Annotated in this window: 12 protein-coding genes; all 12 read left to right on the top strand. The window is 40.1% G+C overall.

What is annotated here, in order from left to right:
* Nucleotides 1-14 precede the first annotated feature (14 nt).
* The 12 genes from sucD to fliF all read left to right on the top strand — a co-directional run bounded on the left by sucD (nucleotide 15) and on the right by fliF (nucleotide 12,397).
* The gene (gene sucD / locus GPS65_RS08810) at nucleotides 15-917 is read left to right on the top strand and encodes a succinate--CoA ligase subunit alpha (protein ID WP_119124843.1); all 903 of its coding nucleotides are present in this window, start codon (nucleotides 15-17) and stop codon (nucleotides 915-917) included.
* Between the two features lie 63 nt (nucleotides 918-980).
* Entirely contained in the window at nucleotides 981-1,883 is a 903-nt protein-coding gene (dprA, locus tag GPS65_RS08805; RefSeq protein ID WP_119124844.1) for a DNA-processing protein DprA, read from the top strand.
* Between the two features lie 193 nt (nucleotides 1,884-2,076).
* A complete protein-coding gene (gene topA / locus GPS65_RS08800) occupies nucleotides 2,077-4,152 on the top strand; it encodes a type I DNA topoisomerase (protein WP_161985406.1) in 2,076 nt (691 codons plus the stop codon).
* A 70-nt stretch (nucleotides 4,153-4,222) separates the two neighbouring features.
* Nucleotides 4,223-5,527: an FADH(2)-oxidizing methylenetetrahydrofolate--tRNA-(uracil(54)-C(5))-methyltransferase TrmFO gene (gene trmFO, locus GPS65_RS08795; protein ID WP_034662383.1), complete on the top strand. Its 1,305-nt coding sequence runs from the start codon at nucleotides 4,223-4,225 to the stop codon at nucleotides 5,525-5,527.
* A gap of 62 nt (nucleotides 5,528-5,589) precedes the next feature.
* A complete protein-coding gene (gene xerC, locus GPS65_RS08790; protein ID WP_119124846.1) occupies nucleotides 5,590-6,507 on the top strand; it encodes a tyrosine recombinase XerC in 918 nt (305 codons plus the stop codon).
* Nucleotides 6,508-6,521: 14 nt separating this feature from the next.
* On the top strand, nucleotides 6,522-7,067 hold the full coding sequence (hslV, locus tag GPS65_RS08785) for an ATP-dependent protease subunit HslV (RefSeq protein WP_003211247.1): 546 nt from the start codon (nucleotides 6,522-6,524) through the stop codon (nucleotides 7,065-7,067).
* A gap of 16 nt (nucleotides 7,068-7,083) precedes the next feature.
* Nucleotides 7,084-8,484 carry an ATP-dependent protease ATPase subunit HslU gene (hslU, locus tag GPS65_RS08780; protein ID WP_119124847.1) on the top strand — a complete coding sequence of 467 codons (1,401 nt, stop codon included), beginning with the start codon at nucleotides 7,084-7,086 and terminating at the stop codon, nucleotides 8,482-8,484.
* Nucleotides 8,485-8,518: 34 nt separating this feature from the next.
* Nucleotides 8,519-9,298, top strand: coding sequence for a GTP-sensing pleiotropic transcriptional regulator CodY (gene codY, locus GPS65_RS08775; protein ID WP_012009951.1), 780 nt, complete (start codon nucleotides 8,519-8,521; stop codon nucleotides 9,296-9,298).
* A gap of 286 nt (nucleotides 9,299-9,584) precedes the next feature.
* On the top strand, nucleotides 9,585-9,974 hold the full coding sequence (flgB, locus tag GPS65_RS08770; RefSeq protein ID WP_012009952.1) for a flagellar basal body rod protein FlgB: 390 nt from the start codon (nucleotides 9,585-9,587) through the stop codon (nucleotides 9,972-9,974).
* A complete protein-coding gene (gene flgC, locus GPS65_RS08765; RefSeq protein ID WP_012009953.1) occupies nucleotides 9,974-10,426 on the top strand; it encodes a flagellar basal body rod protein FlgC in 453 nt (150 codons plus the stop codon). Before flgB ends, flgC begins: the two co-directional genes overlap by 1 nt.
* 11 nt (nucleotides 10,427-10,437) lie before the next feature.
* Nucleotides 10,438-10,755, top strand: a complete 318-nt coding sequence (fliE, locus tag GPS65_RS08760) for a flagellar hook-basal body complex protein FliE (protein WP_003212183.1) — start codon at nucleotides 10,438-10,440, stop codon at nucleotides 10,753-10,755.
* 49 nt (nucleotides 10,756-10,804) lie between these two features.
* Nucleotides 10,805-12,397 carry a flagellar basal-body MS-ring/collar protein FliF gene (fliF, locus tag GPS65_RS08755; RefSeq protein ID WP_012009954.1) on the top strand — a complete coding sequence of 531 codons (1,593 nt, stop codon included), beginning with the start codon at nucleotides 10,805-10,807 and terminating at the stop codon, nucleotides 12,395-12,397.
* The last annotated feature ends 6 nt before the right edge of the window (nucleotides 12,398-12,403 follow it).

Here is a 12,403-nt window from a genome sequence, read left to right as displayed (position 1 = left end):
GGCAGGGAACCTAAATGAGTGTATTTATTAATCAAAATACGAGAGTAATTGTTCAGGGGATTACCGGTTCAACCGCATTGTTCCATACAAAACAAATGATTGAGTACGGAACAAATATTGTTGGCGGTGTCACTCCTGGAAAAGGTGGAACTGAAGTAGAAGGAGTTCCTGTATTTAATACAGTATCTGAAGCTGTTCAAACAACTGGAGCAAATGCTTCTGTTATCTATGTACCAGCACCATTTGCAGCAGATGCCATTTTAGAGGCTGTTGATGCAGAAGTCGATCTAGTCATTTGTATTACAGAACATATTCCAGTACTTGACATGGTCAAAGTGAAACGGTATATGGAAGGGAAAAAGACAAGACTTGTTGGCCCTAACTGCCCAGGCGTCATTACACCTGAAGAATGTAAGATTGGGATCATGCCAGGCTACATTCATAAAAAAGGTCATGTGGGTGTTGTTTCTCGTTCTGGAACGCTTACATATGAAGCGGTACATCAGCTTTCAGAAGCTGGCGTTGGTCAATCAACAGCTGTAGGAATCGGCGGAGACCCTGTCAATGGGACAAACTTTATTGATGTATTAAAAGCATTCAATGAAGACCCTGATACACATGCTGTCATTATGATCGGTGAAATCGGCGGTACGGCTGAAGAAGAAGCAGCTGAATGGGTAAAAGCGAATATGACAAAACCTGTTGTTGGTTTTATTGGCGGTAAAACGGCGCCTCCAGGAAAACGCATGGGACATGCTGGTGCCATTATTTCTGGTGGTAAAGGAACAGCTGATGAAAAAGTAAAAACAATGCGTGAATGTGGAATTGAAGTGGCAGAGACACCATCTGTCATGGGAGAAACATTGATTAAAGTACTAAAAGAGAAGAATCTCTTTGAAGCTTGTAAAACGCATTAATGACACAAGAAGACTTGTTCTTTGACAAGTCTTCTTCTTTCTATCTTAAACAGGAGGAATGGTATGTACAACGTGTCCGAAAGAATGATTTTTCACCGCTTAAAAGGCCTCATCTCACCCTCTTTGTTAACAAAATGGTGGAAAGTCGATCCTGAGCTATATATAAATGAAGAAACACATCATTTCAAACAGGATCGATCATTACAAACAATCGACTTCACCCGCCTAAAACAAGCCGAAGAAAAAGAATTCCCCATTTTTCAACACATCGTTCAAGCCTATTTAAAGCAAAACATTCACATGATTCCCATCACATCACCCATGTATCCCAACACACTAAAACATATTTATGATCCTCCCCCTGTGTTATTCCTAAAAGGAAACATATCGTATTTAAATGAAGAAAAAAGTTTAGGTGTAGTAGGCACACGAGTTCCATCGTCTTATGGAGAAGCATGTGTGAAAAAAATTGTTGGTGAACTTGTAAAGGAAAATTGGATGATTGTCAGTGGCTTAGCAAAAGGCATTGATGGACTTGCACATAAAGAGTGCATAAGAAATAAAGGGAAAACGATTGGTATTATAGCAGGCGGATTTCAGCACTTATACCCAAAGGAACATGTGCAAATGGCTGAATACATGGGCGAGCATCATTTGCTTTTGTCTGAGCATCCACCTTATGTCAAGCCAGAAAAGTGGCATTTTCCTTTGAGGAATCGTTTAATTAGTGCGCTCACAAGTGGAACCATCGTGATTCAGTGCAAAGAAAAGAGCGGTTCACTCATTACTGCCTATCAAGCACTTGAGCAAGGCAAAGAGGTATTTGCCGTTGCAGGATCAATCTTTGATCCTAATTCTACAGGTCCAGCCAGACTTATACAGCAGGGAGCTAAGCTTGTTCATTCAACGAAGGATATTTTAGAGGAATTCTCCTTCCGCAGTGTTCAATATACTGAACTCTCATAAAAATATCGTTTGACAAAAGACATAGGAATATTTAATAATAGTGAGGATTTAAGTTTACACTTTGTTTTTCGTGTTTATAATGATGTTCATCATAAAGAATTTTTAATGATTGCCTGTTAGATAGGTGCAATTAACATAAATATGAATTGTGAAATGTATAAAGAGAGAACACCTCTTAAGGGGGATTTTGAGTATGGCTGATTATTTAGTCATCGTTGAGTCGCCAGCCAAGGCGAAAACGATTGAGCGTTATTTAGGTAAAAAGTATAAAGTAAAGGCTTCAATGGGACACATAAGAGATTTACCGAAAAGTCAGCTTGGTGTTGACACTGAGCATGACTTCGAACCGAGGTATATTACGATTCGCGGGAAAGGCCCCGTATTAAAAGAATTGAAAACAGCTGCGAAAAAAGCAAAGAAAGTCTATCTCGCAGCTGACCCCGATAGAGAGGGAGAAGCGATTGCTTGGCATTTAGCGCATAGCCTTGACCTTGACCTCTCTTCTGACTGCCGCGTTGTCTTTAATGAGATTACAAAAGATGCTATTAAGGATTCCTTTAAGCATCCACGTATGATCAATATGGATTTAGTTGATGCACAGCAGGCAAGACGGATCTTAGATCGTCTCGTTGGGTATAAAATTAGTCCGATTTTATGGAAGAAAGTGAAAAAGGGCTTAAGTGCCGGTCGTGTTCAATCAGTTGCACTCCGCCTGATCATTGATCGCGAGAATGAAATCAATGAATTTAAACCAGAAGAATACTGGACAATTGACGGTACATTCCTAAAAGGAAAAGAAAGCTTCGAAGCGAGCTTCTTTGGCGTTAATGGCAAAAAGCATCCACTGAAAACAAAAGAAGATGTAAAAGAAATCCTTTCGAAACTAAAAGGGAGCAAATTTTCCGTAGAGAAAGTGACGAAAAAAGAGCGTAAACGCAACCCAGCTGTTCCGTTTACAACATCTACTTTACAGCAAGAGGCTGCAAGAAAATTAAACTTCCGTGCGAAAAAGACGATGATGATTGCGCAGCAATTATATGAAGGAATTGATCTTGGTAAAGAAGGTACAGTCGGACTCATTACATACATGAGAACAGACTCAACTCGTATTTCCAATACGGCAATTGAAGAAGTATCTGCTTTCATTGATCAGACGTACGGTAAGAATTTCTTAAATACAACAAAACGAACCGCTAAAAAGAATGAAAATGCACAAGATGCTCACGAAGCCATAAGACCGACATCTACGCTAAGAAAACCAGCAGATGTCAAACATGTCTTAAGCCGAGATCAGCTTCGTTTGTATAAATTGATTTGGGAACGATTCGTGGCAAGCCAAATGGCGCCGGCTGTTCTTGATACAATGAGTGTGGATCTTGATAATAACGGACTTACATTCCGTGCTAACGGAAGCAAAGTGAAATTCCCTGGATTCATGAAGGTATATGTAGAAGGGAAAGACGACCAGCTAGAAGAAAAGGACAAAAAGTTGCCTGATCTTAAAGAAGGTGATACGGTTCTTTCTAAAGATATTGAACCTGAACAGCACTTCACGCAGCCGCCTCCGCGCTACACTGAGGCAAGACTTGTCAAAACACTTGAAGAGCTAGGTATAGGCCGTCCGTCTACGTATGCACCAACATTAGATACGATTCAAAAGCGTGGCTATGTCGCACTTGATAATAAACGGTTTATCCCAACAGAGCTTGGGGAAATTGTTCTCAACTTAATCATTGAATTCTTCCCTGAAATCATTAACGTGGAATTCACGGCGAAAATGGAAAAAGAACTTGATAGCGTTGAAGAAGGTACGATTGAATGGGTTCGCATTATCGACAGCTTCTATCAAGACTTTGCAAAACGGGTCGAAAAAGCAGAAGCAGAAATGCAAGAAGTTGAAATTGAGCCTGAATACGCCGGAGTTGACTGTGAAGAGTGTGGACATCCGATGGTGTACAAAATGGGTCGATACGGTAAGTTTATGGCTTGCTCTAACTTTCCTGATTGCCGCAACACAAAACCAATTGTGAAAGACATCGGTGTGAAATGCCCAACATGTCATGAAGGAAACATTGTTGAACGTAAATCTAAGAAGCGCCGCATTTTTTATGGCTGTGATCGTTTCCCGGAGTGCGAATTCGTCTCTTGGGACAAACCGATTGAAAGAAAGTGTCCAAAATGCGAAAATATGCTTGTAGAGAAAAAGCTGAAAAAAGGCATGCAAGTTCAATGTGTGAACTGTGATTATAAAGAGGAACAACAAAAATAGCGGTGGGCAACCTTGTTCACCTGCTTTTTTATGTCATCAAACAGAACTTACGAAATAGGAGAGTTGTACAATGAGTCAATTTGTAAATGTGATCGGAGCAGGTTTAGCTGGAAGTGAAGCGGCATGGCAAATTGCTAAACGCGGAATTAAAGTCAACTTATATGAAATGAGACCTGTCAAACAAACACCAGCTCACCACACAGATAAATTTGCAGAGCTTGTATGCAGTAATTCACTGCGTGCCAACGCTTTGACAAATGCGGTCGGTGTATTAAAGGAAGAAATGCGTCATTTAGATTCAGCGATTATCGCAGCAGCAGATGAAAGCTCAGTGCCTGCTGGCGGAGCGCTTGCAGTAGATCGTCATGAATTTGCAGCAAACGTTACTGATCGAGTCAAAAATCACCCGAATGTGACAGTTTTTCAAGAAGAAGTACAAAGCATTCCAGAAGGCCCAACAATTATTGCAACAGGCCCGCTTACATCTGAAGCACTTTCAAAAGAATTAAAATCGTTAACTGGAGAAGAGTATCTGTACTTTTACGATGCAGCGGCACCTATCCTAGAGAAAGATAGCATTGATATGGATAAGGTGTACTTGAAATCTCGTTATGATAAAGGAGAAGCCGCTTATTTAAACTGTCCAATGACAGAAGAAGAATTCGACCGTTTTTATGAGGCGCTTATTTCTGCTGAAACAGTTCCATTAAAAGAGTTTGAAAAAGAAATCTTCTTTGAAGGTTGTATGCCAATTGAAGTCATGGCGAAAAGAGGAAAGAAAACGATGTTGTTTGGTCCGATGAAGCCAGTAGGACTTGAAGATCCGAAAACAGGAAAAAGACCTTACGCTGTAGTTCAATTAAGACAAGATGATGCAGCAGGTACTTTATATAACATCGTTGGCTTCCAGACACATCTGAAGTGGGGCGACCAAAAGGAAGTATTCCGCTTGATTCCAGGTCTTGAAGAAGCAGAAATTGTTCGTTATGGCGTGATGCACCGCAATACTTTCATTAACTCACCAAGTCTTTTAAAACCAACGTACCAGTTTAAAAATAGAGAAGATCTATTCTTTGCCGGACAAATGACAGGCGTTGAAGGCTATGTCGAGTCCGCAGCGTCCGGACTAGTGGCTGGAATTAACGCCGCTCGTTTTGTCAAAGGAGAAGAGCTTGTGACACTTCCTGAGGAAACAGCGATCGGCAGCATGGCTTATTACATCACATCGACAAACAAGAAAAGCTTCCAGCCAATGAATGCGAATTTTGGTTTGTTGAAAGATCTTGGTGTTCGTATTAAAAACAAACAAGAGCGATATGCAGAGTACGCTAAGCGCGCAATCGAAACTATTCAAACTATTTCGAAATCTCTGTAGTAAAACATTGCACGGAAAGCAAGATATGTGATACCATTTAAAAGCCTTAAAGAGGTGTAAAAATGACGAATAAACAGCGTCTTGTCCACTTATTCATTGAATATCTGCAAATTGAAAAAAACTATTCTGCTTTAACCATCTCAGGATATACAGAAGCGATTGAAGAGTTTGTCAGATTTATGAACGTTCAAGGAATAGACGGTTTTGAAGAGGTATCCTATCAAGATACGAGAATTTATTTAACAGAAGCTTATGAAAAAGGCCTGACAAGAAGAACGATTAGTAAGAAAGTCTCTGCGCTTCGCAGCTTTTATAAATTTCTATTAAGAGAACAGCTTGTGAAAGAAAATCCTTTTTTACTCGTGAGCTTACCAAAGCAGGATAAGCGAATTCCTTCATTTTTGTATGAAGAGGAACTGAAGGAGCTTTTTACAGTTTCTGATGTCAGCACACCGCTTGGGCAAAGAAACCAAGCGATTTTAGAACTTCTTTATGCAACAGGTATGAGGGTCAGTGAGTTATGTTCATTAAAAGAATCTGATCTTGATTTATCGATGGATACAGTGCTAGTTCAAGGGAAAGGCAGCAAGCAGCGGTATGTACCTTTTGGTTCCTATGCACATGAAGCGCTCATCACTTATTTAGAAGATGGCAGGCTCAAGCTGAAAGCGAAGGGGAAAGATCGTGCTGATGCTTATGTATTTTTGAATCAGCGCGGGGCGCCTCTTACAGATAGAGGCGTTCGATACATTCTCACTGAACTAATGAAAAAGGCGTCAGGCACATTACATATCCATCCTCACATGTTAAGGCACACCTTTGCCACACACCTCTTAAATGAGGGAGCGGATTTGAGAAGTGTTCAAGAACTTCTTGGTCATTCGAATTTATCATCAACTCAGGTGTACACGCATGTATCAAAGGATTCTTTAAGGAAGACGTACATGTCTCATCACCCAAGGGCTTTTAAACGATCCTAAAAGGAGGTTTTTTCATGTCATCATTTCATGCAACAACCATCTTTGCCGTTCAACATAAAGGGAAAAGTGCGATGGCTGGAGACGGTCAAGTCACTTTCGGGCAGGCTGTCGTGATGAAACACACGGCAAAAAAAGTGCGCCGTCTTTTCGGAGGCAAGGTGCTTGCCGGTTTTGCAGGTTCAGTAGCAGATGCATTTACACTCTTTGAAAAGTTTGAAACGAAACTTGAAGAATATGGTGGTAACTTAAAGCGGGCAGCCGTAGAACTAGCAAAAGAATGGCGTAGTGACAAGATGCTGAGGCAGCTTGAGGCCATGCTGATCGTTATGAACAAAGACAGTATCCTGCTTGTCTCTGGGACAGGAGAAGTCATCGAACCAGATGACGGTATTTTGGCCATTGGCTCAGGCGGCAATTATGCGCTTAGTGCTGGGAGAGCACTCAAAACACATGCAGGTGATCACCTCACAGCAAGAGATATTGCAAAGGCTGCTCTTGAAACCGCTGGAGAAATCTGTGTCTACACGAATGATCAAATCACTTTAGAAGAGCTTGAATAGAAAGGACATGAGACGTATGGAGAAAAAGCCGTTCACCCCAAGAGAGATAGTTGAAAAGCTTGATCAATACATTATTGGTCAGCTTGATGCGAAAAAAGCAGTGGCGGTGGCTTTAAGAAACCGTTACAGAAGAAGCCTTTTACATGATAAGCTAAAGGATGAAGTCGTTCCGAAAAACATTTTAATGATCGGTCCAACAGGTGTGGGGAAAACAGAGATTGCCCGCAGAATTGCAAAAATTTCTGGTGCGCCTTTCATTAAAGTGGAAGCGACGAAGTTTACTGAAGTTGGTTACGTTGGCCGTGATGTAGAATCAATGGTCAGAGATCTAGTTGAGACAGCGATCAGAATTGTCAAAGAAGACAAGATGAAAGATGTGCAAGAAGAAGCAGAAAAACAAGCAAATAAACGTCTTGTTCATTTACTTGTTCCTGGCAAGAAAAAAAGCCAGTCTGTGAAAAATCCTTTTGAGATGCTGTTTGGTGGATCTGATGAAGATGACCGTGATCGAGATCAATCAAGTGAAGAAGTTGAACTTGAATCGACAAGAAAACGAATCGCTCATCAACTGGCCATGGGCGAACTTGAAGATCATTATGTCACAATTGAAATCGAAGAGCAGCAGCCATCCATGTTTGATATGCTTCAGGGCTCGGGTATGGAGCAAATGGGCATGAACATGCAGGATGCGCTCGGCAATCTCATGCCTAAAAAGAAAAAACGCAGAAAGCTGACCGTTAGAGAAGCGAGAAAGGCGTTAACAGCTGAGGAAGCTTCCAAACTGATTGACATGGATGAAGTTAGTCAAGAAGCTGTCTATAAAGCAGAGCAGCAAGGGATTATTTTTATCGACGAAATCGACAAAATCGCCAAAAGCGGTGGTGCATCATCTGCAGATGTTTCTCGTGAAGGGGTTCAACGTGATATTTTACCGATTGTAGAAGGTTCAACTGTGATGACGAAATATGGGGCAGTGAAAACAGACCATGTGCTTTTTGTAGCAGCAGGGGCATTTCATATGGCAAAACCATCAGATTTGATTCCAGAGCTTCAAGGACGCTTCCCAATTCGTGTAGAATTAGATAAATTAAGTATCGAAGACTTTGTGAAAATCTTAACGGAACCAGATAATGCATTATTAAAGCAATATAAAGCTTTACTTGAAACGGAAGGTATATCTCTTGAATTTTCTGACGATGCTATTCATAAGATTGCCGAAGTGGCTTATCATGTCAATCAGGAGACAGATAACATCGGTGCAAGAAGGCTTCATACCATACTTGAAAAGCTGCTTGAAGAGCTTTCATTTGAGGCGCCTGATATTACACTAGGGACAGTGACCATTACCCCTCAGTATGTAGAAGAGAAGCTAGGAAAGATTGCAAATAACAAAGACTTAAGTCAATTTATACTTTAACAAATGAATAAAGTAATCTAGGAGGATCATTAAAATGGCGTTACTACAAAAAACAAGGATTATTAACTCAATGCTGCAAGATGCAGCGGGGAAACCAGTTAATTTTAAGGAAATGGCAGAAACGTTGAGAGATGTCATTGATTCAAACATTTTCGTATTAAGCAGAAGAGGGAAGCTTCTAGGCTACTCGATCAACCAGCAGATTGAAAATCCGCGTATGAAGAAAATGCTTGAAGACCGTCAGTTCCCTGAAGAATATACAAAGAGTCTATTCAACATCCCTGAAACATCTTCAAACCTTGACATTAACAGTGAGTATACAGCTTTCCCGATTGAGAACCGTGATTTATTTGAATCAGGTTTGACAACGATTGTGCCAATTATCGGAGGAGGAGATCGTTTAGGAACGTTAATTCTGTCTCGTTTGCAAGATACATTTAAAGACGATGATTTAATTCTTGCTGAATACGGAGCAACAGTTGTTGGAATGGAAATCCTTCGTGAGAAAGCAGAGGAAATCGAAGAAGAAGCAAGAAGTAAAGCTGTTGTCCAAATGGCAATTAGTTCTCTATCATATAGTGAGCTTGAAGCCATTGAACACATCTTTGAAGAACTTGATGGCAACGAAGGGCTTCTAGTGGCAAGTAAAATTGCTGACCGTGTAGGAATCACTCGTTCAGTGATCGTGAACGCCTTACGTAAGTTAGAAAGTGCTGGCGTCATCGAATCACGCTCTCTTGGAATGAAGGGAACATATATCAAAGTGTTAAACAACAAATTTTTAATCGAACTTGAAAATTTAAAATCTCATTAAACAAAACCCCTTTTCAGCAGAAATACAAGCTGAAAAGGGGTTTTTTTTATAAAAAAAGAGGATTTGTCCGAAAAATGACACTCTTTTTTCCAAGAAAACCCTTACAATTCTTAGTTCTTTGAATCTAGGTCTTTATACCTATTCGTAAAATAGATATATATTACGAGTTTTTTTTACATATACATCATAGACTTTAATCCTATTATTTCTTACAATGAACATATGGTTTTACAAATCTCGACATGATTAAATGGAATGAAATACATATGATTGGAGGTATATGGTTTTGGATATATTTTCTGGAACGATAAGCAACCTTGAGAATGCCTTGGGCAGAGCGAATGTTAAGCAAAAAGTCATAAGCAATAATATCGCGAATATAGACACACCGAACTACAAGTCGAAAAACGTCGCATTTCATGATATGCTAAACGATGCGTCGATCAAGTTAGATGCTAAAAAAACATACCAAGGTCACATTGATTTTTCTAAAACAGGGTCTAATTATTCAGTTGTTTCGAGCAACCGTACTTCATATCAAGAAAACGGAAATAATGTCGATATTGATCAAGAGATGAGTGAACTCGCTAAAAACCAAATTCAGTATAATGCGTTGGTTGAAAGAATGAGTGGAAAATTCAATTCTCTTAAAACAGTTTTGACAGGAGGTAAGTGATGTCAATTTTTTCAGGCGTTAACGCTTCAGCCTCTGCACTAACAGCACAGAGGCTCAGAATGGACGTTGTATCCTCTAACCTTGCAAATATGGATACAACAAGAGCGAAACAGGTTGATGGCAACTGGGAGCCTTATAGACGTAAGCTCGTCACATTACAGCCGTCAGGTGAATCATTTTCATCTATATTAAATTCAAGCATGAATTCGAGCGGTAAATTAGGAAACGGCGTGAAAGCAACGAAGATTACAGAAGACGAAACTCCATTCAACCTTCAATATGATCCTACAAATCCCGATGCCAATGAAAATGGATATGTTCAAACACCTAATGTTGATCCATTAAAGGAAATGGTTGACCTCATCAGCAGCTCAAGGTCATATGAAGCAAACGTGACCGCACTAAATGCGAATAAAAGCATGTTGATGAAAGCTTTAGAAATAGGAAAGTAAGGTGAAAAGAATTGGTTAACGCAATATCTCCTTTCCAGCTTCAAGCTGCTCAGCAAGCAAGTGAATTGACTAATGCATCGTCTGTTCATGCGGCTGCACCTAAAAGTCAAACGAATTTCTCTGATGTGCTGAAGAATTCCATTGAGGCATTAAATCAATCACAGCTAAAATCAGACCAGTATACAAATGCACTTGCACAAGGAAAAGATGTCAATCTCGATGAAGTCATGATTGCCTCGCAAAAAGCGAGTGTGACACTCACAGCTGCAACGGAGTTTCGAAATAAAGCGGTCGAAGCGTACCAAGAGATTATGAGAATGCAGATGTAGGAGGTGCTGACGGACAAAAAAAGACTGAATGGAATGACCGGGGGTTAAGATGAATCGTACTTTAATGCAATTAAGAACAAAAACAGTTGAGTTTTGGCGAAATCGATCAAAATTACAAAAAATACTTATGATTGGTGGCGTTGCTGCCCTAGCAATCATTATTACGGTTGTTAGCATCTTTGCTTCTTCTGAAAAAATGGTTCCGTTGTTTAAAGATTTGTCTGAGTCAGAAGCAGGGCAAATCAAACAGGAACTGGATGGCAAAAAAATTAAATCGGAACTTGCAAACAATGGAACAACGATTCTCGTTCCAGAAAAGCAGGCAGACTCTTTAAAAGTAACACTCGCATCTCAAGGCCTTCCCAAGACAGGGAAGATTGATTATTCCTTCTTTGCGAACAATTCCGGCTTCGGTTTAACAGATAATGAATTTGATGTTCTGAAAGTAGACGCAACTCAGACAGAACTGTCCAATCTGATCAACACGATTGATGGAATTAAAGATTCAAAAGTTATGATTAACTTGCCAAAAGATTCCGTTTTTGTTGGAGAAGAGCAAAGTAATGCATCAGCATCTATTGTGCTGCAAGTTGAACGTGGGTACACGCTCTCGCCGCAGCAAGTAAAAGGCCTTTATCATCTTATTTCAAAAAGTGTACCGAATTTAAAGACAGAAAACATTGTCATTATGGACCAAGATTCAAACTACTACGACTTAAACAGCAGTTCCGATTCCTATGCAAGTGGAATGGATGCGCAGCAGCAGAAAAAAGAAGAAATTGAAAAGAACCTTCAAAGAAAAATTCAACAGCTGCTCGGAACAATGATGGGTCAAGAAAAAGTCGCTGTATCGGTCACAACAGACATTGATTTTACTGAAGAGAAAAGAAAAGAAGACCTTGTAGAACCAGTTGATAAAGAAAACATGCAAGGCATCGCTGTCAGTGCTGAAAAGATTGCTGAAACTTATTCAGGAAACGGTGCAGCAGCTGGTGGAACCGCTGGAACTGGCGATGATGATGTCACAAACTATCAAGGCGCCGATGGAGCGAATGGTAGCGGAAATTACGAAAAGAGCGAAGATCGTATCAACTATGAAGTCAACCGCATTCATAAAGATATCAAAGAGAGCCCTTATAAAATTAGAGATGTTGGCATTCAAGCATTGGTCGAACCACCAACGGCAAACGATGTGAACTCTTTAACAGCTGAACGGCAAGATGATATTAAAAAGATTCTTTCAACGATCATTAGCACGTCAATTGATAAAGAATACACAAATGGTCAAGCGCTCACTCAAGCAGACTTAGATAACAAAATTGTTTTATCTGTATCAAAATTAGACGGTAAACAGCAAACAGCAGCAGAAAACCCATCAAACAATATTCCAATCTGGGTTTATATTGTAGGCGGTGTGCTACTACTTGCAATTATCGCTCTTATTATTCTTCTTGTGCGTAGACGCAGAAAAGAAGAGGAAGAAGAGTTTGAGTTTGATGAACGTACACCACTCCATGTTCCTGATATCGACACTGAACCAGAAACAGAGGAAATGGTGAGGAAAAATCAGCTTGAGAAAATGGCAAAAGATAAACCAGAAGACTTTGCTAAATTGCTACGCAGCTGGCTGTCCGAGGATTAGGAGGAA

The sequence above is a fragment of the Bacillus pumilus genome (assembly GCF_009937765.1).
Classification (GTDB): Bacteria; Bacillota; Bacilli; order Bacillales; family Bacillaceae; genus Bacillus; species Bacillus pumilus_O.
The sequence above is the reverse complement of the archived record's forward strand: the minus strand, read 5'-3'. Positions and strand labels throughout refer to the sequence as shown.

Coding starts and splice junctions, on each gene's coding strand:
- sucD (WP_119124843.1), top strand. CDS start 15: ATGAGTGTATTTATTAATCAAAATACGAGAGTAATTGTTCAGGGGATT.
- dprA (WP_119124844.1), top strand. CDS start 981: ATGTACAACGTGTCCGAAAGAATGATTTTTCACCGCTTAAAAGGCCTC.
- topA (WP_161985406.1), top strand. CDS start 2,077: ATGGCTGATTATTTAGTCATCGTTGAGTCGCCAGCCAAGGCGAAAACG.
- trmFO (WP_034662383.1), top strand. CDS start 4,223: ATGAGTCAATTTGTAAATGTGATCGGAGCAGGTTTAGCTGGAAGTGAA.
- xerC (WP_119124846.1), top strand. CDS start 5,590: ATGACGAATAAACAGCGTCTTGTCCACTTATTCATTGAATATCTGCAA.
- hslV (WP_003211247.1), top strand. CDS start 6,522: ATGTCATCATTTCATGCAACAACCATCTTTGCCGTTCAACATAAAGGG.
- hslU (WP_119124847.1), top strand. CDS start 7,084: ATGGAGAAAAAGCCGTTCACCCCAAGAGAGATAGTTGAAAAGCTTGAT.
- codY (WP_012009951.1), top strand. CDS start 8,519: ATGGCGTTACTACAAAAAACAAGGATTATTAACTCAATGCTGCAAGAT.
- flgC (WP_012009953.1), top strand. CDS start 9,974: ATGTCAATTTTTTCAGGCGTTAACGCTTCAGCCTCTGCACTAACAGCA.
- fliF (WP_012009954.1), top strand. CDS start 10,805: ATGAATCGTACTTTAATGCAATTAAGAACAAAAACAGTTGAGTTTTGG.